General features: G+C 61.3%; 17 protein-coding genes. 6 read left to right on the forward strand and 11 right to left on the reverse strand.

Going from position 1 to position 20,559, the window contains the following annotated elements; translation table 11 throughout:
- Positions 1–10 precede the first annotated feature (10 nt).
- The 3 genes from rluB to WIT60_RS02945 all read right to left on the reverse strand — a co-directional run bounded on the left by rluB (position 11) and on the right by WIT60_RS02945 (position 4,127).
- A complete protein-coding gene (rluB, locus tag WIT60_RS02935) occupies positions 11–2,011 on the reverse strand; it encodes a 23S rRNA pseudouridine(2605) synthase RluB (RefSeq protein ID WP_339582458.1) in 2,001 nt (666 codons plus the stop codon).
- Complete coding sequence (gene scpB, locus WIT60_RS02940; protein WP_339582459.1) at positions 2,008–2,778, reverse strand: SMC-Scp complex subunit ScpB; 771 nt, start codon at positions 2,776–2,778, stop codon at positions 2,008–2,010. The genes rluB and scpB overlap by 4 nt, the downstream gene beginning before the upstream one ends.
- 266 nt (positions 2,779–3,044) lie before the next feature.
- The gene (locus tag WIT60_RS02945; protein ID WP_339582460.1) at positions 3,045–4,127 is read right to left on the reverse strand and encodes an RluA family pseudouridine synthase; all 1,083 of its coding nucleotides are present in this window, start codon (positions 4,125–4,127) and stop codon (positions 3,045–3,047) included.
- Positions 4,128–4,364: 237 nt separating this feature from the next.
- Between WIT60_RS02945 and WIT60_RS02950 the strand changes: the two genes are divergently transcribed.
- Entirely contained in the window at positions 4,365–5,138 is a 774-nt protein-coding gene (locus WIT60_RS02950; protein ID WP_339582736.1) for an outer membrane protein assembly factor BamD, read from the forward strand.
- A gap of 48 nt (positions 5,139–5,186) precedes the next feature.
- Here WIT60_RS02950 and aceK read toward each other — a convergent pair whose 3' ends face one another.
- Together aceK and can are read right to left on the reverse strand one after the other, a co-directional pair.
- A complete protein-coding gene (aceK, locus tag WIT60_RS02955) occupies positions 5,187–7,085 on the reverse strand; it encodes a bifunctional isocitrate dehydrogenase kinase/phosphatase (protein WP_339582461.1) in 1,899 nt (632 codons plus the stop codon).
- 23 nt (positions 7,086–7,108) lie between these two features.
- The gene (can, locus tag WIT60_RS02960) at positions 7,109–7,789 is read right to left on the reverse strand and encodes a carbonate dehydratase (protein ID WP_339582462.1); all 681 of its coding nucleotides are present in this window, start codon (positions 7,787–7,789) and stop codon (positions 7,109–7,111) included.
- Between the two features lie 123 nt (positions 7,790–7,912).
- On the opposite strand from can, the gene WIT60_RS02965 reads away from it, so the two are divergent.
- Positions 7,913–8,989: an MBL fold metallo-hydrolase gene (locus WIT60_RS02965; RefSeq protein WP_339582463.1), complete on the forward strand. Its 1,077-nt coding sequence runs from the start codon at positions 7,913–7,915 to the stop codon at positions 8,987–8,989.
- A 40-nt stretch (positions 8,990–9,029) separates the two neighbouring features.
- Here the strand turns inward: WIT60_RS02965 and WIT60_RS02970 are convergent, their stop codons facing one another.
- The 6 genes from WIT60_RS02970 to WIT60_RS02995 form a co-directional block, all read right to left on the reverse strand.
- Positions 9,030–9,899: a M48 family metallopeptidase gene (locus WIT60_RS02970; RefSeq protein WP_339582464.1), complete on the reverse strand. Its 870-nt coding sequence runs from the start codon at positions 9,897–9,899 to the stop codon at positions 9,030–9,032.
- Positions 9,896–10,504, reverse strand: coding sequence for a D-glycero-beta-D-manno-heptose 1,7-bisphosphate 7-phosphatase (gene gmhB, locus WIT60_RS02975; protein ID WP_339582465.1), 609 nt, complete (start codon positions 10,502–10,504; stop codon positions 9,896–9,898). Before gmhB ends, WIT60_RS02970 begins: the two co-directional genes overlap by 4 nt.
- Positions 10,505–10,541: 37 nt before the next feature.
- On the reverse strand, positions 10,542–12,713 hold the full coding sequence (glyS, locus tag WIT60_RS02980; protein WP_339582466.1) for a glycine--tRNA ligase subunit beta: 2,172 nt from the start codon (positions 12,711–12,713) through the stop codon (positions 10,542–10,544).
- Positions 12,714–12,715: 2 nt separating this feature from the next.
- Positions 12,716–13,633, reverse strand: a complete 918-nt coding sequence (gene glyQ, locus WIT60_RS02985; protein ID WP_339582467.1) for a glycine--tRNA ligase subunit alpha — start codon at positions 13,631–13,633, stop codon at positions 12,716–12,718.
- 117 nt (positions 13,634–13,750) lie between these two features.
- Positions 13,751–15,328: an apolipoprotein N-acyltransferase gene (gene lnt, locus WIT60_RS02990; RefSeq protein WP_339582468.1), complete on the reverse strand. Its 1,578-nt coding sequence runs from the start codon at positions 15,326–15,328 to the stop codon at positions 13,751–13,753.
- Positions 15,325–16,230, reverse strand: a complete 906-nt coding sequence (locus WIT60_RS02995) for a CorC family transporter (protein ID WP_445207634.1) — start codon at positions 16,228–16,230, stop codon at positions 15,325–15,327. The genes lnt and WIT60_RS02995 overlap by 4 nt, the downstream gene beginning before the upstream one ends.
- A gap of 114 nt (positions 16,231–16,344) precedes the next feature.
- Between WIT60_RS02995 and WIT60_RS03000 the strand changes: the two genes are divergently transcribed.
- The 4 genes from WIT60_RS03000 (at position 16,345) to hslV (ending at position 20,554) form a co-directional block, all read left to right on the forward strand.
- Positions 16,345–17,397, forward strand: coding sequence for a CobW family GTP-binding protein (locus WIT60_RS03000; RefSeq protein WP_339582469.1), 1,053 nt, complete (start codon positions 16,345–16,347; stop codon positions 17,395–17,397).
- Between the two features lie 106 nt (positions 17,398–17,503).
- Entirely contained in the window at positions 17,504–18,100 is a 597-nt protein-coding gene (dksA, locus tag WIT60_RS03005; RefSeq protein ID WP_445207644.1) for an RNA polymerase-binding protein DksA, read from the forward strand.
- Between the two features lie 45 nt (positions 18,101–18,145).
- Positions 18,146–19,912, forward strand: a complete 1,767-nt coding sequence (locus WIT60_RS03010; protein WP_339582471.1) for an STAS domain-containing protein — start codon at positions 18,146–18,148, stop codon at positions 19,910–19,912.
- A gap of 93 nt (positions 19,913–20,005) precedes the next feature.
- Positions 20,006–20,554 (forward strand): ATP-dependent protease subunit HslV, encoded by a 549-nt coding sequence (gene hslV, locus WIT60_RS03015; protein ID WP_339582472.1) that lies wholly within the window; start codon positions 20,006–20,008, stop codon positions 20,552–20,554.
- The last annotated feature ends 5 nt before the right edge of the window (positions 20,555–20,559 follow it).

Here is a 20,559-nt window from a genome sequence, read left to right on the forward strand (position 1 = left end):
GCAAAGGGGATCAGCGACGGCCGCGTCCGCCGCCACCACCGCCGCCTCGACGGCCACCACCGCCGCCACCGGGTTTGCCAAAGAAGGCATCGGCGCCGATGTAGCCCACGGAAGTTTGCAGCGGATCAGGCTGACGAGGACCCTTCTGACGGTCCTGACCGCCCTGCCCCTGGTTCTGGTCCGGGCGACCAAAACCCGCGGTGATGCGCTTGGAACCCTTCACGAAGCGACGGTCAAAGGTCTGCTCCAGGGGGTTAGGGATGCGGGCAAAGTGCTCGTCATCCTCCGAATCATGGCGCGGGCCGGCCTGACGATCGCGGTCACGCTCCTGGCGTTGCTTGTTGCCAAAGGCTCCAGGCTCGCCACCAAATGGCTTACCCTGCGGACGACCGCCCTGCCCTTGCTGCGGGCCACGGCCTTGAGGCGCCTGACCACCGACGGGCACCGGACGGGGCTTCGCGGGCTTTTGTTGCCCACGGCCGCCGCGGCCACCTTGGCCTTGCTCTTGTTGGCGGTCCATACCGGCCAGGGCCTTGACCGCACGCACGTCGGACTCGCCCAGCTCGACCCAAACGCCACGCTTGAGGCCGCGCGGCAGCACGATGGCGCCGTAACGCACACGGATCAGACGGTTGACGGTCAAACCCACGGCGTCGAACAGCTTGCGCACTTCGCGGTTGCGGCCTTCGGTGATGACCACGCGATACCACTGGTTCACGCCTTCGCCACCGCCGTTGCTGATGGACACGAACGAGGCGGTCTGGCCGTCGATCTCGACGCCGGTCAGCAGCTTGTTGCGGGCATCTTCACCCAGCGAGCCCAGCACGCGCACCGCGTACTCGCGCTCCACGCCAAAGCGGGGATGCATCAACTGGTTGGCCAGCTCACCGGAGTTGGTGAACAGCAGCAGGCCTTCGGTGTTCAGGTCGAGGCGACCGACAGACATCCACTTGCCATTGTGCAGGCGCGGCAGACGACGGAACACGGTCGGGCGACCTTGCGGATCGTCATGGGTGACCACCTCACCGGTGGGCTTGTGATAGGCCAGGATGCGAGCGGCGGGCGGTGCAATGCGGACCTTGATCGGACGGCCAGCCACCTTGATGCGATCCCCAAAGGAGATGCGCTGACCGATGTGAGCCACCTGATCGTTGACCTCGATGCGGCCGTCTTCGATCATTTGCTCGATGTCGCGACGTGATCCCACGCCAGCCTGAGCCAGCACCTTCTGCAGCTTGGGCGCGTCCGGCTCGGGCAGCAGCACACGCTTGTAGACGCCACCCTCTTCGGTCGCTGCCTCTTCGGCCTCCTCCCGCTCCTTGTCGAAATCACCCGAGATCAATTCGGCGAAGACCTCAGTGGCCTGTTCGGCGGCGATGGCTGCACGGCGCGAGCCCTGGCGCGGCTCAACACCCTCCTCAGCCTCATCTGCGGCGTCATCTGCCTGCTCGCCTTCTGCCATGCGAGGGCGGCGCTCTTCACGAGAGGGACGATCTGCACGAGGACCCCGGCGATCACCACGCTCACGACGGCCTCGCTCTCCGCGCGGTGCCGCCTCCTCGGAAGCGACGGCTGGCACAGCATCGGCAGCCTCAACTGTCACGTCGACCGGCGCCGCAACGGGCTGAACCTCGGACACAGAGCCGACGACCTCAGCCACCATCGGAGCTGCTTCGGCGACAACGGACTCCACGACCTTCTTGCGCGGCGCGCGCTTGGGCTTGACAGGCTGCTCGGCTTCGGAGGATGGCGCCACAGCCTCAACCAACACGGCAGCACTGGAAGTCGCATCGACCTCCACATCACCGGAAACCGCCGCGGCAACCTTCTTGCGCGGCGCACGCTTGGGCTTCGCGGCAGGCACGGCTTCACTCACATCGGCAACAACGGCGGCGGAGGCCTGAGCCGGCTCGGCCGTCTTGGTGCGACGCACACGTTTGGGCTTGACCACCTCTTCGGTGACCAGGGACTGTTCTTGAGGATCTTGCATGGGCACGTTTTCAGCGGTCATGATGCGGAAGGAAAAGAGACGACATCAGAGCCTGGCGATTCAAAAGCATCAGACGATGTCATGGACGCGCCGACCACATCGGACTGCGCATCAGCAAAGGTGGCTGCCGAAGCAGGCTCAAGGGGTGCTTCAATCGCACCGAGTTCGGTTTCAAGAATGGACGACTGCTCGGCATTTGATCCGGCATCGTCAGAGGCGGCATCTGGCATCAGGTCATCCAGCCCCGGCAACAGGCCCTGGCTGACGGGCAACCCCTCCAACGTGGGCAGCTGCGCGAGCGATGCGAGCCCCAGATCATCGAGAAACTGCCTGGTCGTGGCGAACAAAGCTGGTCGCCCCGGCGCATCACGGTGGCCGATCACCTCAACCCAGCCCCTGTCTTCAAGTTGCTTGATGATGTTGGAGCTGACTGTCACGCCCCGGATGTCTTCGATGTCACCTCGTGTCACAGGCTGCTTGTAAGCGATGATGGCGAGCGTTTCGAGCGTGGCTCGCGTGTACTTGGGCGGCTTCTCCGGATTGAGTCGATCCAAATGAGCCTGGACATCGGCCCGCGTCTGAAACCGCCACCCTGAGGCCAATTCGCGCAATTCCACCCCACGACCAACCCACTGCGCAGACAGCTTGTCCAACATGCCACGCACCGCGTCTGCCGACACGGCGTTGTCAAACAGTTGACGCATGTCTCGCACCGTCATCGGCTGACTGGCGCACAGCAGTGCGGCTTCCAGGATGCGCTCGGCATCCTGAGGATCGAGGACTTCCATCTCTTCAATCGTGAAGGTCTACGACGGCCACGTCTGCAGCACCGTCAACCAAACCAAACGCCAGCAATCGGGCCGGCACAGAGGGATTCGTTACAAGCCCGTTACGCGGCCGAACAGGGCAAATCGGGCGAGCACGCGGGCATCAGTCTGAACAGAAGGCCTCGTCAGAGGCGATGGCCAGCAACACATAAGGATACCGGCCAGTCAGTCGCGCTTTTCTCAAAGCCACTGGTGTCAGGGCTTTTCGCCCTGCATCTGGGTTGACATTATGCACCAGAAGCTAAATTTTGTGCAGCGTCACGCGCGGAGCTCTCCAACAGGGCCCAAGCCTGTGCCATGTCGGGTGGCAAAGGCGCCTCGAAACGCAGCCTCTCTCCTGTGATGGGGTGCACAAAGGACAAGCGCGCGGCATGAAGGGCCTGGCGCGTCAGACCCAACGCAGGCACGCCACCATAAAGCGTGTCCGCGACCAAAGGATGGCGCCGGCTGCTCAGATGCACCCGGATCTGATGCGTGCGCCCCGTGTGCAGGGTACAGAGCACGCCGCTGTACGCTCGCGCAGGCCGACGATCGTCAGCTTTCACCCCACTTTGGTCAGGTGCCCACTCCCCCCACAACAGACGCCTCACGTCAGTGCGAGCAGGCTTGCCCGCCGGAACCACGGCCATGCGGACACGAGTGACAGGGTCACGCCCAATCGACGACTCGACAGTGAACTCTTCTGCAACCACGCCCTGAACCAAAGCCAAGTACTGGCGACTGACCTCGCGGGCAGCGATTGCCCGCCCAAGCGCGGTGACTGCGACCAGTGATTTACCAACCACCATCAAACCACTGGTGTCCTTGTCCAGGCGATGAACGATGCCGGCACGCGGCAAATCAACCGCTGCCGGGTGATGCGCCAGCAGACCGTTCATCAAGGTGCCACTCCAGTTGCCCGCGGCCGGATGCACGACCAAGCCCGCCGGCTTATGGATCACCATGAGGTGCTCGTCTTCAAACACCACATCAAGGTCCATCCGCTCGGGCACAAACGCTTGGCTCTGCGCCGTGGGCTTCAGCAAGATCTCTACACACTGCCCCAACATGACCTTGCGAGACGCCGAGGTGGCGACTTGGGCATTGACCTGGACGCACCCCTCATCAATCAAAGTCTTGAGATGACTGCGGGAATACTCGGGAATGCAGGCGGCGAGGTAGGCGTCCAGGCGCTGGCCTTGGGCAGAGAGAGGGACCTCCAGGCTGCGCGACTCGGGGACAGGGCGCCCTACCCGAACTGCGGCCCCCACCACCTCATCGACGGCCTCTTCATCCCCCCAATCGTCGTCGGCAAGTTGGGCGAGCGCCATGGGTTCAGACAGATCAGGCTCGGAACCGGTGAGCGGACGGGAGGATGCAGAACGAGTAGGTCGGGCCATATGGCAATCAAAACAGGGGTGGGCGCAAAGTAGAGGCGCAGGGCTTCTATACTGCGCATTGTGGCGCCGGATGGCGTGACTGTGAGCGGACTCATCCGCAAGAAACTCAACGTGAAACTGCTGAAGAACACATCCTCAAGCTTCTGGACCGGCCGTCGTGCCGGGCTGATGTCACTGGCTTTGAGCGCCGCCTTGGCGGCTTGCGGTACCGCGCCACAAGACGAGTACGCGAACGTCAACTCGGACAAATTGTACGCAGACGCGAAAGAAGAACAGGCCGACGGCAACTTCGAGACCGCGGTCAAGATGCTCGAGAAGGTAGAAGCTCGCGCTTCCGGCACGCTGCTGGCCCAACAGGCTCAACTGGACTTGGCTTATGCCTACTACCGAAGCGGGGAAAAGGCGCAAGCCCTGGCCAAGCTAGAACGGTTCATCCGCCTGCATCCCACCAGCCCGGCAATGGACTACGCCTACTACCTGCAAGGGTTGATCAACTTCAATGAAGACCTGGGGCTGTTTGGCCGCCTGGCTCGCCAAGACCTGTCCGAGCGCGACCAACAGGCCTCGCGTGATGCCTATGAGTCGTTCAAGCAGGTTGTGGACCGCTTTCCCGAGTCCAAGTATGCCGAGGATGCGCGCCTGCGAATGAACCATGTGGTGAACTCGTTGGCTGCTGGCGAGGTGCACGTGGCACGCTACTACCTGCGCCGCGGCGCCTATTTGGCTGCAGCCAACCGTGCCCAACAGGCCATCAAGGACTATCCACAATCACCCGCCATCGAGGAAGCGCTCTACATCATGTCTCGAGCGTATGACCAGCTGGGGCTGGTGCAACTGCGTGATGACGCCACCCGGGTGCTCAAACAAAGCTTCCCTGACAGCGCTTACCTCAGCGGGGAGGCCTTGAAGCCTGCAGACAAGCCCTGGTGGCAACTCTGGTGACCTGACCTTCCCTGACCTCGTTGACACACTCGTGCCAACGAGGCGGGCTCAATCGGCGCTGCTCGTGCCGCCTGACTGGAAGCCCGACAAAGTCCCCTGGTCGTGAACGGCGCTCCCCAAGGGGGGCACGTCCACCGGCTCCTCCACGGGCGCAACCTCGTCCGAAGGCTCCTTGAGTGCCTGCTGGTCCTGAATCTTGTGGATGAAGCGGCGCGCCCGGTCATACGGGAACACGTCGTGGACGTACCCCTCGCGGATACGCTGCTGGTGTTGCTGCCAGAACTCGGGCTCCAGCAGATCAGCGTGGTGGCGCATGAAAATCTCGCGCACGCGTGGGTCGCCCAACAAGAATGGGCCGAAGGTCTCGGGGAACACGTCGCGCGGCCCCACCGAATACCAAATCTCACCAGACATCTCTTCCTCTTCGTTGCGAGGTGTGGGCACCTTGCGGAAGTTGCAGTCGGTGACGTATTCGATTTCGTCGTAGTCGTAGAACACGACTTTGCCGTTGCGCGTCACGCCGAAGTTTTTCCACAGCATGTCGCCGGGGAAGATGTTGGCAGCCACAAGGTCTTTGAGCGCGTTGCCATACTCGATGACTGCGTGCTCCAGTGACTCCCCCTCAGCCTCCTGAATGTAGATGTTGAGCGGAATCATGCGTCGCTCGATGTAGAGATGCTTGACGATCAACACTTGACCGTCTTCTTCCTCCTCCATCACGCTGGGGGCGAATTTCTTCAGCTCTTCGATCAACTCATCGTCAAAACGGTGCCGAGGAAAAGCCACGTTGGTGAACTCCAGCGAGTCCGCCATGCGCCCAACCCGATCGTGCTGCTTCACGAGCTGATACTTGCCCATGATGCCTTCGCGCGTGATCTCTTTCTGCGGAGGAAAGTAGTCCTTGATGACCTTGAAGACAAAGGGATAGGACGGCAGATCAAACACCAGCATCACCATGCCCTTGATGCCGGGCGCGATACGGAACTTGTCGCCTGAGTGACGCAAGTGGAAGAGGAAGTCTCGGTAAAAAAGGTTCTTGCCGTGCTTCTGCAGCCCAATGGCGTTGTACAACTCGGCGCGAGGCTTGCGTGGCATCAACGAGCGCAAGAACTGGACATAAGCCGATGGCACCGGCATGTGCACCATGAAGTAGGCACGCGCAAAGCTGAACAAGGCCAGCAGGTCATCCTCCCCGAAGAGGGCTGCATCAATGTAGAGCCGGTTCTTGGAGTTGTGAAGAATGGGGATGGCAAAAGGCAGGCTGCGGAAGCCGTTGACCATCTTCCCCACGATGTAGGCACCCTTGTTGCGATAAAACAGCGACGACAGCACCTGAATCTGGAAGTTCGTACGCAGACGAACATGACCGATCTGCTCGATCAGCGACTCATACACAAGCCTGACGTCACGATCAAGATCGTCGAAGGGCACACGCAGTTCGTAATTCAGGACAATCTGCTTGAGCGTGCCGAGCAGGTTCTCACGTGTTGGGTAGTAAGCCCGGAAGGTACCGTAACCATCCGCCTCGTCATCATCGATGTACTCGGTGGAAACCGCAGGACGCACAAAGATGAAGTCGTTACGGTAGTACTGGCGGTCGAGAATCTTGATGGTGACCGAGTTGAAAAAGGTCTCTGCCAACTCAGGCTGACGGTGACCGGTGAGCAAGCCGATGTAGAAGAGCTTGATCTGGTGCCACACCTCCATCGGCAGGGTGCTCGCTCCAAAATCATTCTCCAGCCGCTCGACCGCTTCCTTCACCCGCAGGTCGTAGAACTCGATGCGGACGCGCTGGGCAGTCTGCTGACCGTGCCAATCGGCCTCTTCGAATCGTCGCTTGGACTGCGCGCTGGTTTCACTGAAGATCTTGTAGTGACGATCAAATCCATCCAGCAAGGCCCGCGCAATCTCGAACACGCGCGGATCGGTCAGCTGTTGCGGAAACATGGCGCTGCGGTCCATTGACAACCTCACTGGGAAGACAAAGATGCCGCCAATGCGGCGTAACGATCACGCAATTGGGCCACAGCCTTCTCATAGGCGGGCACAACGTCATCGCTGCTCTTGACTGACATGCGCAGGTCATTGATGAGACCATTCTGAATCCCATAGACCCAGCCGTGTACGACGATTTCCTGACCGCGAGCCCAAGCGTCTTGAACCATCGTGGTCTGACATACATTGAAGCTCTGCTGCAGCACATTGAGTTCACACAGGGCGTCGTAGCGCATGGAGCCCTCGGGCACGGTGTTCAACCAGTCCAAGTGGCTGTTGCGCACATCCTTGACGTGACGGATCCAGTTGTCCACGATGCCGATACGCAGATCATCCATGGCGGCACGTACCCCACCACAACCATAGTGACCCACCACCATGATGTGCTTGACCTTGAGCATGTCGATGGCGAACTCCATCACCGACAGACAGTTGAGATCGGAGTGCGCCACCACGTTCGCCACGTTGCGATGGACGAACATTTCACCGGGTAGCACGCCACAGATTTCGTTGGCAGGCACACGACTGTCACTGCAGCCAATCCACAGGTACTCTGGGGACTGCTGCTGCTGAAGTCGCGAGAAAAAACCAGGGGTGCGACGCTCTACGTCCCGCGCCCACGCGCGGTTGCTTTCAAACAGATGATCAAGGTTCATACCCAGAGTGTAGACACCCTGAGCCACGGATTGCGCCCCACCCCAATCCATTTATCGGACATCGATCAGGCGCAATGACGTCACAATTCATTTCTCTGCCCCGCTGAACGACAGACCTCCAACATGGCCGCCACCACGACAGATCACCCCACCCTGAACTACCCATGGGGCGACACCTTGCCACACCCAGGTCACACGCTCACGCTGCGACCGGGTGTGCATTGGGTACGCATGCCCCTCCCCTTCGCGCTCAACCACATCAACCTGTGGGCACTCGATGACGTGCTGGATGGATGCCCCAAATGGACCGTGATCGATGCCGGCGTGGCCACAGAGGCGATTCGGACACTCTGGCACACGCTGTGGACGGGCGAACTGGCCGGCAAGCCGCTCGGCCGCATGTTGGTGACCCATATGCATCCGGACCATGTCGGCAACGCGCAGTGGCTGATTGAGCACTTCAGTGGCAAGGAACCCGCTCGCCTGTGGATGAGCGCTGCGGATCACCTGGCCGCCACCTTGGCCAGTCGCGAAACGAGCGGCTACGGCGGGGACCGCGCAGCTGACTACTTCCAGAGTCACGGACTGCACCACCCGGAAGGCATGGCCAAGATTCGCGAGCGGGGTGGCTACTATGCTTCGATGGTCCCCGATGTCCCTTACGCATATCGCCGTTTGATGGATGGCATGCATGTTCAGATCGGCGAGCGAAACTGGACTTGCCTCGCAGGCTACGGCCACGCTCCAGAGCACATGTCTTTGTACAACGAGCGTGACGGGATCCTGATTTCGGGAGACATGTTGCTGCCTCGCATTTCGACCAACGTGAGCGTGACCGACATGGAGCCGGAAGCAGATGCCCTGGGCCTGTTCCTGTCATCACTGGAGCGCATGAAGGCGTTACCGACCGATACCTTGGCTCTGCCTTCACATGGTTTGCCATTCACGGGCATCCACACACGCATCCGGCAACTGGAGGACCATCATCGCGATCGCCTGCACGATGTCATGACAGCGTGCCGCAAGGCCCCGTGCACCGCAGCCGACATGCTGCCCATCCTGTTCCAGCGCAGCCTGGATCTGCACCAGACCACGTTTGCAATGGGCGAGGCCGTGGCACACCTCAACCACCTCTGGCACCTGGGACAGGTGCGCCGCTGGCAAGACAGCGAGGGCATCTGGCGCTTTGAAGCCGTGTGACTCTCCCGACCGGCACGGCAGTCATCCCCATGCGAAAGCGCTATTCGGGGAGGATGACATGCCGCAACTGTTCGCGTGCGTGCTCGTATTCCGGCATGACGGAGCGGACCACCGCCCAGAAGCGCGGGCTGTGGTTCATTTCATGAAGATGCGCCAACTCATGCGCCACCACGTAATCGATGATGGTCGGGCTGAAATGGATGAGGCGCCAATGCAAGCGGATGGAGCCATCGACACTGGAACTTCCCCAGCGTGTCCGTGCTGAGGACAAGGCAATGCGTGTCACACGCACCTGCAAGCGCTCTGCGTAATGCTGCACCCTTGCACTGAAGTGGCTGCGCGCATGCTGACGCATCCAGGCCAACACCGCATCACGGATGCTCTCAGGCGGCGACGCATGGGGTAAGCCGATGTGCAAAGCACGTTGCGCAGCACCGGGCAAGCCAGCCTGGGTGGCATGCCCATCCCTCAGGATTGGCGTTCTCAGGCCCGGCTCCAGCACCACCACCACCGACTCCCCCAGGAATGGCACGGACACGCCTTCGCACCACTCAATGCGCGCAGCCTGTTGGCGATGAGCTCGCTCACGCTGCTCACTCAGCTTCTTGCATATCCACCGCTCCTTGGCGCGCAAGGCCGTTTCAATGTCTGCCCAAGCCACCCAGCGAGGTGCCCGGACCGTGAGCCCCTCGACCCCCACGACCATCCCGATGCTACGCCGCCGCGCGCGCTGCACCGCGTAGGCCACCACGGCTTTACCGAGTACGATCTCGCGTTCAGCCTGCGGATGGCGAAAATGCGCCATCGCCAGTTGCTCATGCGTGGGACAGGTCGCCAAGGTGTCTTGCGCCGCCTCGCGCGCAGGCGAATCTCCCCACAAACCCAACTGAGCGGGGTGATCAGGCGTCAACGGATTTCTCCGGTGTGGGTAGACACCGGGCTGTCTTCACCCTGAACACGGCGCTCACGCAGGATCAGGTAGTCTGCAAAGGCGGACAGGTTCGGATGAATGGTCAAACCTGGAACTTGCTGACGCAAGGCCTGCAACTCCGATTCGGGCATGGTTGCCGCCTGCCCTGTGCGCACGAGGTGGGGCTCACACCCCACCGATTGGGCGGCCAGCACATCACGAGGGAGATCGCCAACCATGGGCACGCCGTCCAGACTGCGTCCAAAGCGCTGCCCGATCATCTGAAACAGCCCCGGCATGGGCTTGCGGCAGGTGCAATGGTCCTCCGGGGTATGCGGGCAGAAAAACACGGCCTCGACACGCCCGCCCACTCGGGCGAGCAACTGATTCATCTTGGCATGCATGGCGTTGAGCGCCACCATGTCAAACAAGCCGCGACCAATCCCGGACTGGTTGGTGGCCACCACCACGTGCCACCCCGCGTGGTTGAGGCGAGCGATCGCTTCCAGCGACCCGGGCAACGGCACCCACTCTTCGGGCGACTTGATGTAGTCCTCCCGTTCGTGATTGATGGTGCCGTCGCGGTCGAGGATGACGAGTTTCATGGCCTCTCCGGGGTGGTGGTGGCTGCGTCCGCTCAGATCAAGCCGCCAGTCTGGAGATGTCGGCGACCTGGTTCATGGCCTGGTGCAAGGTGGCCAGCAGCCCCAAGCGATTGGCCTTCAACGCCGCATCTTCGGCATTGACCATGACCCCATCGAAGAACGCATCAACCGGTGTCCGCAACGCGGCCAAAGCCTGCAAAGACGCGGTGTAGTCACCTTGCTCAAACGCAGCCTGCGCCTGCGGTGCCACGGCTTTCAATGCGGCGTAAAGGGCCTGCTCGGCCGCTTCCTGCAGCAGCGCTTCGTCCACATTGGCCTCGACCTGGGTGTCAGCCTTCTTGAGGATGTTGCCGACGCGCTTGTTGGCTGCAGCAAGGGCTGTGGCCTCAGGCAAAGCAGCGAACGCACGCACGGCGGCCAGGCGACGTGGCACCTCACCCAGTCGGGCCGGTTGCAGCGCCAGCACGGCATCGACCTCTTGGGCACTGTAGCCCTGCTCACGCAGCGACACGGCCAAACGGTCAGAGAAGAACACCAGCAGATGCTCGGCGGGATTGCTGATCAACTCACCGAAGGCCGGCAAGACGGCCTGAACCAAGGCCGGCAAGTCCAGCGGCAGGTTCTTTTCGATCAGGATGCGGATCACGCCCAGCGCATGGCGGCGCAGCGCGAACGGGTCCTTGTCGCCCGTGGGCAACTGACCAATGCCGAACAAGCCGACCAGGGTTTCGAGCTTGTCGGCCAGGGCCACAACGGTGCCCGTGTTGTTGCGTGGCAGCGCATCACCGGCAAAGCGGGGCTTGTAATGGTCTTCGATGGCGATGGCCACACCGTCGCGCAGGCCTTCGTGGCGAGCGTAGTAGCCGCCCATGATGCCTTGCAGCTCGGGAAACTCGCCAACCATGTCGGTCAGCAGGTCGGTCTTGGCCAGCAGCGCGGCCTGCTGGGCCTTGCTGTCGAGCACGTCAAAGTGGGCCTTGACATCTACCGTGTATGGCAGCGTACCCAGGCGCAACTGGCTGACGATCGCGTGGGCGATGGTGCGCACGCGCTCCGCGCGCTCGCCCTGGGTGCCCAGCTTGCCGTGGTACACCACCTTGTTAAGGCCAGCCACGCGGGACTCCAGGGTCTTCTTGCGATCTTGATCAAAGAAGAACTTGGCATCAGCCAGGCGCGGACGGACCACGCGCTCGTTGCCACCGATCACCGCGCTCGGATCTTCCGGACTGATGTTGCTGACAATCAGGAACTGGTTCGTCAGCTTGCCAGAGGCATCCAGCAGCGGGAAATACTTCTGGTTGGCCTTCATCGTCAGGATGAGGCACTCTTGCGGCACGTCAAGGAAGGCCTCCTCAAAGCGACCGGTCAGCACGTTCGGGCGCTCAACCAGAGCGGTCACCTCATCCAGCAGGGCCTCGTCTTCAATGGGACTCAGGCCACTGCCAGCCTTGGCAGCTGCCGCATTCAACTGACGCACGATCTCGGCACGGCGCTCAGCAAAACTGGCGATCACGGCGCCCTCATGCTGCAGTTGCTCTGCATAGGTGTCGGCTGTCTTCAGGATCACCGGGCTGACACGGGCCTCAAAACGATGACCCTGGGTGGCACGGCCAGACTTCAAGCCCAACACGGAAACCGGCACCTCTTGCTCGCCGTGCAGCGCAACCAGACCGTGGGCTGGACGCACAAAATTCACGCTGCTCCACCCCGGCTGGAAGTCGGCGCCCTCGCCTTGCTCCAGTTGATAGGTCATGACCTTCGGGATGGGCAACTTGGCCAGGCTGTCCTCCAGAGCTTTTTGAAGCCCCTCGGCCAGCACTGCGCCTGGCTTGACACTGTCGAGGAACAAGGCTTCTGCCTTGCCATCGGGAGCGCGCTTGAGTTGCGGCACCACGTCGGCGCCTAAGCCCATCGATGCCAGTTTCTTGAGCAGGGCTGGAGCGGGCTGGCCGCTGGCGTCCAGCGCCACGCTCACAGGCATCAATTTCTGTTGGACGGCCTGATCAGCGGCCTTCGCAGCCACCGAACTCACATGCACGGCCAACCGGCGTGGCGACGCAAAGGGCGTCACCACGGCGTCGGCAGGGGCCAGCCCCTGTGCCTTGAGGCTATCTGCCAGAACAGTGGCGAAGGACTCGCCCAACTTCTTGAGTGCTTTGGGGGGCAGCTCTTCTACAAACAGTTCAACCAGGAGGTTGGCGGTGCTCATGCTCAGGCTGCTTTCTTATTCAGTTGTTCAATGACTTCGTCAGCCCAGGCCTTGGGGGCCATCGGGAAGCCCAGACGGGCGCGGCTGTCGAGGTAGCTGGCCGCCACGGCGCGGGCCAGGTTACGGATGCGGCCGATGTAGGCAGCGCGCTCGGTCACGGAGATGGCGCCACGAGCATCCAGCAGGTTGAAGGTATGAGCCGCCTTGAGCACCTGCTCATAGGCTGGCAAGGCCAACTGCTGCTCCATCAGGTACTTGGCCTGGGTTTCGTAGTTGGTGAAGGCGTCCAGCAGGAACTCAACGTTGCTGTGCTCGAAGTTGTAGGTGGACTGTTCAACCTCGTTCTGATGGAACACGTCACCATACTTCACGCCCGGTGCGTAGACCAGGTCGTACACGCTCTCGACACCTTGCAGATACATGGCCAGACGCTCCAGACCATACGTGATCTCGCCGGTGATGGGCTTGCAGTCAATGCCGCCGACCTGCTGGAAGTAGGTGAACTGGGTCACTTCCATGCCGTTGAGCCACACCTCCCAACCCAGCCCCCAAGCGCCCAGAGTGGGGTTCTCCCAGTCGTCTTCCACGAAGCGGATATCGTTCTTCTTGAGATCAAAACCCAACGCCTCCAGCGAGCCCAGGTAGAGCTCCAGAATGTTGGCCGGAGCCGGCTTGAGCACCACCTGATACTGATAGTAGTGCTGCAGACGGTTGGGGTTCTCGCCATAACGGCCATCTTTGGGACGACGGCTGGGCTGCACATAGGCGGCCTTCCAGGGCTCAGGACCCAGAGCACGCAGGAAAGTGGCGGTATGACTGGTTCCGGCCCCCACTTCCATGTCGTAAGGTTGCAGCAGCGCGCAGCCCTGGGCATCCCAGTAGCTTTGCAAACGCAGAATCAATTGCTGGAAAGTCAGCATGTTGTTGCCTTGTTGGGTGCGCAGAGCCACGTGGACCGCAGCGTCACCAGGGGTGTCATGGATGTATGGTCTCGCGCCCTGCCCTGTGAAAAGACAAAACGCAAAAGCACGATTCTATTAAATGCCTGCGCCCTCGGCCCGCCGCCGGCCCCAGATTGCTGAAGCACCAACCCACAGCAAGCCCAGACCAATCAGAGGCCACAGCCCCCAGCGACCGGCCCACCAGGCATAAGGCGTGACGCCGCTCATGCCCTGCACGTCGGCTTGCAGGCTTCCGCGCATGTTGGACGCCAGAGCAGCCGTCACCTCGCCTTGGTGATTGATCACCACCGTGGCGCCAGTGTTCGTGGCACGAATGGTGGGCAGCTGAAACTCCAAGGAGCGCAAACGGGCAATCTGCAAATGCTGATGGATGGCAACCGATTCACCAAACCAGGCGAGGTTGCTCACGTTGGCCAAAATGGTGGGCGCCCGATCGGCTTGCACGAACCGGGCGGCAATCTCCTCGCCAAACAAATCTTCGTAGCAAATATTGGGCGCCACCCGCTGCCCCTTCACCTCAAACGACGGCGCGGCCAAGGGTCCACGCGAAAAATCACCGAGGGGAATGTTCATCATCCGCACAAACCAGCGGAATCCTGTGGGAATGAACTCACCGAACGGCACGAGGTGATGTTTGTCATAGCGATACATCTGCCCAGGCAAGCGAGCCGTGTCCGACGACAAACCCGCCACGGAATTGGTATAGCCCACGGTGAAATCACCCAAGGGAACACCGATCAGGGCATGTCGCCCATCACGCTCGAAAGCAGATTGGATCTGTGACCAATACGCTTCAGGCAACTGACTCGGCAACAAAGGGATGGCGGTTTCAGGCGCCACCACCAGATCGCCGCGAGCTGCCAGCAATTGGCGGGCATGCCACACCAGCATCTCAACCTGACGTTCAGGGCTGAACTTCTCGTCCTGCGGGACATTACCTTGCAGCAAAGTCACCCTCAGAGGCTGCCCGACCTCGCGGGTGTAGCTGACACCGCTCCACCATGCCCCGACGGTCGTGAGCACCACAACCAAGCCCAGAGGCGCCCAACGACTCAGCCGCCGTTCTCGAGCGGCATTGGCAGACCACAGAACCCAAGCGCACAGGGTGGCCCATACCCACCCCATTCCATAAACGCCCAGCCAAGGTGCAAAGTGTCGCAACGGTGTGTCCAAGAGACCATAACCACTCGCACCCCACGGAAAACCCGTGAACACCAGCGCCCGCGCCAACTCGGCCAGCAGCCACAGGGCGCCAAACAAGCCAGCGTCCACCCCAATCACGCCAGTTCGCCAACGCCCCCATGCCCAACCGGCCCAAGCCAAATACAACGACAAGGCCGCACACAACAATGCGACGGCCACCACCGCCATCCAGGCAGGCAAGCCCCCAAAATCGTGCAGGCTGACAAACATCCAGCCAGTCGCCCCGAGTAACCAGACCGTGCCGTACACCCAGCACGCTAGCGCCGCCCCGCGTGGACCCGACTGGCGCGCCAAGCTTGCCAAGAGGATCAGCAGGGCCAGCGTTTGCAAGAGCGGCGGCGCCAAGTGCCCCATCTGAGCGCACCAAGGCGACAGAGAAAGCGCGTGCAGTGCCCCCCCGATCAAGGAGGCCCAAAATGGCCACACCTTCAGCGAACCAGGCGCACTCATCCAGCCTCAACCGCCTGTGCAGCATCGGGCGCACGCGTCACTTTGAACCAACGCACTGCGCCGCCGCGGGCCAGCATCACGAAAAACCGTAACCCGCCCACGTCGACGGACTCCCCTCGCCGCGGCACCCGGCCCAGCTCATGGGCCACCAAGCCGCCAATGGTCTCGAACTCGTCATCGGGCAGCTGGGTCCCGAACACCTCATTGACAGCATCAATCAAGGCATCACCGGCGACACGTTGACTCCCGTCAGCCAGTGTGAAGATGCTCGACTGCCGATCTTCTTCATCGAACTCATCCTCAATCTCGCCAACGATCTCTTCCAGGACATCCTCGATCGTGACCAGCCCCGATGTCATGCCGAACTCGTCGATGGCCATCGCCAAATGGCTGCGGTTAGATCGGAACTCACGCAACAACTCGTTGAGCCCCTTGGATTCAGGGACAAAGACAGCAGGTCGCAGCAAGGTGCGCAGATTCAACTCTGGCGCACGCTGCAGCTTGAGCAAATCTTTGGACATGAGCACGCCGATGATGTTGTCTCGCTCGCCCTCATACACAGGAAAGCGAGAGTGACCGTCCTCAATGATCTGGGCCAGCAACTCTTCGTAGGGTGCGTCGATGTCAAGCATGTCCATGCGACGCACGGGCACCATCACATCGGCCACCGTCATGCCTGCCATGCGGATCACCCCCTCGAGCATCACCCGAGATTCGGGTTCGATCAACTCGCGATGCTCGGCATCGGCCAGGGTCTCGATCAGTTCAGCCGTCGTATCCGGCCCGGGGGAGATGAACTCCACCAAACGAACAAACAGGCTACGGTGGTCTTTGTCCCGCCGTGCGGCGGAAGCGTGGGGTCGGTCGCCTCGCGGCGGGCGACTAGGAGGGGAATCGGACACAGGAGCGGTGTCGTGGTTGATATGCTGCAAGAATACCCCATGGTCGGAAGAATTCCGGCCCACATCCCTGCATTACTGCCCCTGCATCCGGGGCGTCAAGACTACACTGCGCTCATGAGCCTGATTCCTGTCACCATCCTCACCGGTTTTCTGGGCAGCGGCAAGACCACGCTGCTCAAACGCGTCCTCACCGAAGCCCACGGCCAGCGCATCGCTGTGATCGAGAACGAATTCGGCGAAGAAAACATCGACAACGACATTCTGGTGGCCGACACCGAGGAGCACATTGTTCAGATGAGCAATGGCTGCGTCTGTTGCACCATCCGGGAAGATTTGCGCGAGACCTTGGCCGACCTGGCCAAGCAGCGCAAGGCAGGCACCCTGAATTTCGAACGCGTGGTGATCGAAACCACCGGCGTGGCCGATCCCGGCCCTGTCGCGCAAACCTTCTTCATGGACGACGAGATTGCCGAGCTTTACTTGCTCGACTCCATCCTGACCTTGGTCGATGCCAAGCACGGTGAACAGCAACTCGACCAGCGCCAGGAAGCACGCCGCCAAGTGGGTTTTGCCGACCAGATTTTCATCAGCAAAACCGATCTGGTCACCGAAGACGAAGCAAATGCCCTGGCCCACCGCATCAAGCACATGAATCCGCGCGCACCCCAAAAGCGCGTGCATTTCGGGGAAGTGCCGATTGCCGAAGTGTTTGACCTGAAGGGCTTCAACCTGAATGCCAAATTGGACATCGACCCCGACTTCCTGAAGGACGATGCACACAGCCATCACGGTCACCAACACAGCCACGACTGCGGCCATGACCACGCAGACGGTGAGGCCTGCCACCACCCACACCACCATGCCCACGACGATGACGTGAAGTCCTTCGTCTACAAATCCCACAAGCCCTTCAACGCCACCAAGCTGGAAGATTTCCTCGGCTCGATGGTGCAGATTTACGGCCCCCGCATGCTGCGTTACAAAGGCGTGCTGCACGTTTCCGGCATGGATCGTAAAGTGGTTTTCCAAGGGGTGCACCAACTCATGGGCAGTGACGTCGGGCCGAAATGGGCGGCAGGTGAACCCAAGATCAGCAAAATGGTATTCATCGGCATTGAATTGCCCCAGGACCTGTTCAAAGCCGGCCTGGATCAGTGCCTCGCGTAACGTCTGCGAACACTTGAGGGATAGTCTGGTGAAATCTGTCCTCAAGCATCGCTACAATCCGCGCGCTTCCCATCAGGATCTGTCTTGACGGAAAGCGCACACCGAACTGAAGTCAAGGCCACGGCCATGGTGTTGCGCCCGTACGCCGGCCTTGACAAACGCGGTCACCACCGCTGCCACATCTGTGGCGCCAGGACGCTCGTCGTCGCACATCAGTCCATCAGAGAACATGCCCACTAACGCCACCAAGGTTGACCCCAAACTCGCCAACGCCTGGAAGAACAAAGCTGGTCGTGACCTGACCCAAGCCGAGTTGCTGGCCATGCCTGAGTCGGAGTACATGAACGACAAGCAGCTGGAGTACTTCCGCACGGTTCTGGAGGCCCAGAAGGCCGACCTGCTGTCCAACGCGGGCGAAACCACCGAGCACTTGCGTGAAGACACCTCCATCGTGCCCGATCCGGCTGACCGCGCCACGATCGAAGAAGAGCATGCCCTGGAATTGCGCACCCGCGACCGCGAACGCAAGCTGCTCAAGAAGATCTCGCAATCCATCGCCCGCATCGAGTCCGGCGAGTACGGTTTCTGCGACGAGACCGGTGAGCCCATCGGCTTGGGACGACTGCTGGCTCGCCCTACCGCCACTTTGTCACTCGAAGCGCAACAACGTCGCGAACTCAAGCAAAAGATGTTCGGGGACTGAGCGCAGAGGACACCCGACAGTGAACAGGGAGGGCATACTCGCATCATGAGCAAGGAAACCGGTGGTTTTTTCCGCAAGGTGGTGCGTTTTGTCGCCAACCCGACGACCGAGTGGTCTTCGCTGGACACGCAAGACGCTGACGCAGGCGAAAGCGAGTACGCCAAGTCCGAGATCAAGGCGATGATCGAACGCAAGCGGCGCAACGACTTCGTGCGCAAGCGCGAATTCGACATGCTCCGCAAGATCCGCCGTGAAGGACTCAGTGCCGACGCGGCGCTGGCGCTCAACACACCCTCCAACCTCGACCCAGACTCGCGGCCTCACACCAACGGCGCCCCGTCCGACATTGCGGTCAAAGCCAAGATCGACGAGATCGAGCAGCAGATGGTGGGCGCTGGCAGCACGCGCACGACACCCAAGCCCCCTGTCCACGTCCCGACTTTGCCGCTCGACTTCGGACAGCCAGCGGACAGCGCAGCAGCGGCACGTCCAACGCAGGCAGCGGGATTGTCAACGGACATCGCCATTGCGCTGGATTTGGTTCCGCCAGCGTCACCGACGCCAGACACCGCTCCAGCATCAACGACTGCGCCCACTGCGGTCGCCCAGCCCGCATCTTCCTCTTTGCTGGCTGCCAGCGGTTTCATGCCTCAGCAAGACTTCCATGTGGCCGAAATGGTGCACGACCCGGAGCTTGACGAGGCGGTCATCGCGTTTGCCAACGCAGACTTCGAGCAATGTGAACGCTGTCTCCTTGACCTGATTCAGCCAGGTGCAGCGAGACACGACCACACTGAAACTTGGATGGCGCTGTTCGACTACTACCGCGCCCTCGACCTGCCGCAGCAGTTTGACAACCTCGCGGTCACCTTTGCGCAAAAATTCGGCCTGTCGGCCCCTCAGTGGTACTCGCTGCCAGACAAGGTGGCTAGCTTCCTGGCGCAGCAGAAGCCCGCCACCGCCAAGCCAGCCTCGACCGACGGGGCCGCGGCCAGCGTCACTGCTGACTCACCTGCGGCACCACCCGAACCCGCGCATGGCTGGATTGCACCCGAGAACATCGATGGCGACGCCGTGTCTCAGTTGCGAACGGAGATTTTGCAGCTGCCACGCCCCTGGGTCATGGACTGGAGCAGGGTCCACAACCTGACGCCGGAAGGCGCCGACCATCTCGGCCAACTCATTCGACAATGGGCCCGCGAGCCGATCGAACTTCACTGGCTGGGTACTGATCAGCTGTTGCATGTGCTCGGCGATTTGGCACCAACCGGGAGCCGCAGCGTAGATCCGGCCTATTGGATGCTGCACCTGGACGTGCTGCGGATGTGCAATAACCCCATCCAGTTTGATGAGGTGGCCATCGACTACTGCGTCACCTACGAACTGTCGCCGCCCTCCTGGGAGCCCACGGCTTGCAAGGTCCGCCTGAGCAACGATGGCGTCAGCCCGCAAACCCGCCCACTCACGCACGTCTCCAAAGTTATCACCAGCTTCGTCGAATCCCAGTTCCACAATGAAGTCGAGTTTGTGCAGGTGGCTGCGCTGAATCTCTCCGGACAACTGGTCGGCGACATCAGCAGCACGCTGACACAACTTGACAGCCAACTGGGCGCCAGCGTCTCGCTGGAAGTTGATTGCCAGCACTTGCTGCGCGTCGATTTCATCGCTGCAGGCGACCTCCTCAACTGGGTGCTGGCGCGGCGCGGTGAGAACCGCACCGTGATTTTCAACAACCCGCACCGCCTCATCGCCCTGTTCTTCGATGCCATGGGGATCAACGAGCACGCTCACGTCAAGCTTCAGACGGTGTGATCGTCACACAGGTGCGCTCTTTACACGGGCGCCACCTTGAATTGGCCAAGCCTGACCGCATGTAACGTAGTTCACTGAACTCCGCTACGCGTCATGGACTCCTACCACGGCACCACCATCGTCAGCATCCGGCGCCAGACCCCCACTGGCTGGCAAGTCGCCATGGGCGGCGATGGCCAAGTCACCTTGGGCCACATCGTCGTCAAAGCCTCGGCTCGCAAGGTACGCCGCCTCTACCGTGACCAGGTATTGGCCGGTTTTGCAGGCGCTACTGCGGATGCCTTCACCCTGTTTGAGCGCTTTGAGTCCAAACTGGAAAAGCACCAAGGCCACCTCACCCGCGCAGCCGTTGAGTTGACACGCGACTGGCGCACCGATCGCGTGCTCCGCAAGCTCGAAGCCATGCTGGCGGTGGCCGACCGCGAAACATCGCTCATCATCACCGGCAATGGCGATGTCCTGGAGCCTGAGCACGGCATCATCGCCATTGGTTCGGGAGGCGCCTATGCGCAGGCCGCCGCGCGGGCCCTGGTGGCCAACACCGAGCTGGATGCGGCCGTCATGGTCAAGAAGTCGCTGGAGATTGCCGGCGACCTGTGCATCTACACCAATCAGAACCACACCATCGAAACGCTGGGCTGAGCACA

This window comes from Aquabacterium sp. G14 (assembly GCF_037482285.1).
Classification (GTDB): Bacteria; Pseudomonadota; Gammaproteobacteria; order Burkholderiales; family Burkholderiaceae_C; genus Aquabacterium.

Excerpts from the sequence above, each read along its gene's own strand:
- gmhB (WP_339582465.1), bottom strand. The coding sequence starts at position 10,504 with ATGAAACTCGTCATCCTCGACCGCGACGGCACCATCAATCACGAACGG.
- WIT60_RS02945 (WP_339582460.1), bottom strand. The coding sequence starts at position 4,127 with ATGGCGCTCGCCCAACTTGCCGACGACGATTGGGGGGATGAAGAGGCC.
- scpB (WP_339582459.1), bottom strand. The coding sequence starts at position 2,778 with ATGGAAGTCCTCGATCCTCAGGATGCCGAGCGCATCCTGGAAGCCGCA.
- aceK (WP_339582461.1), bottom strand. The coding sequence starts at position 7,085 with ATGTTTCCGCAACAGCTGACCGATCCGCGCGTGTTCGAGATTGCGCGG.
- lnt (WP_339582468.1), bottom strand. The coding sequence starts at position 15,328 with ATGAGTGCGCCTGGTTCGCTGAAGGTGTGGCCATTTTGGGCCTCCTTG.
- WIT60_RS03010 (WP_339582471.1), top strand. The coding sequence starts at position 18,146 with ATGAGCAAGGAAACCGGTGGTTTTTTCCGCAAGGTGGTGCGTTTTGTC.
- glyS (WP_339582466.1), bottom strand. The coding sequence starts at position 12,713 with ATGAGCACCGCCAACCTCCTGGTTGAACTGTTTGTAGAAGAGCTGCCC.
- WIT60_RS02950 (WP_339582736.1), top strand. The coding sequence starts at position 4,365 with ATGTCACTGGCTTTGAGCGCCGCCTTGGCGGCTTGCGGTACCGCGCCA.
- can (WP_339582462.1), bottom strand. The coding sequence starts at position 7,789 with ATGAACCTTGATCATCTGTTTGAAAGCAACCGCGCGTGGGCGCGGGAC.
- rluB (WP_339582458.1), bottom strand. The coding sequence starts at position 2,011 with ATGACCGCTGAAAACGTGCCCATGCAAGATCCTCAAGAACAGTCCCTG.
- hslV (WP_339582472.1), top strand. The coding sequence starts at position 20,006 with ATGGACTCCTACCACGGCACCACCATCGTCAGCATCCGGCGCCAGACC.
- WIT60_RS02965 (WP_339582463.1), top strand. The coding sequence starts at position 7,913 with ATGGCCGCCACCACGACAGATCACCCCACCCTGAACTACCCATGGGGC.
- glyQ (WP_339582467.1), bottom strand. The coding sequence starts at position 13,633 with ATGCTGACTTTCCAGCAATTGATTCTGCGTTTGCAAAGCTACTGGGAT.
- WIT60_RS03000 (WP_339582469.1), top strand. The coding sequence starts at position 16,345 with ATGAGCCTGATTCCTGTCACCATCCTCACCGGTTTTCTGGGCAGCGGC.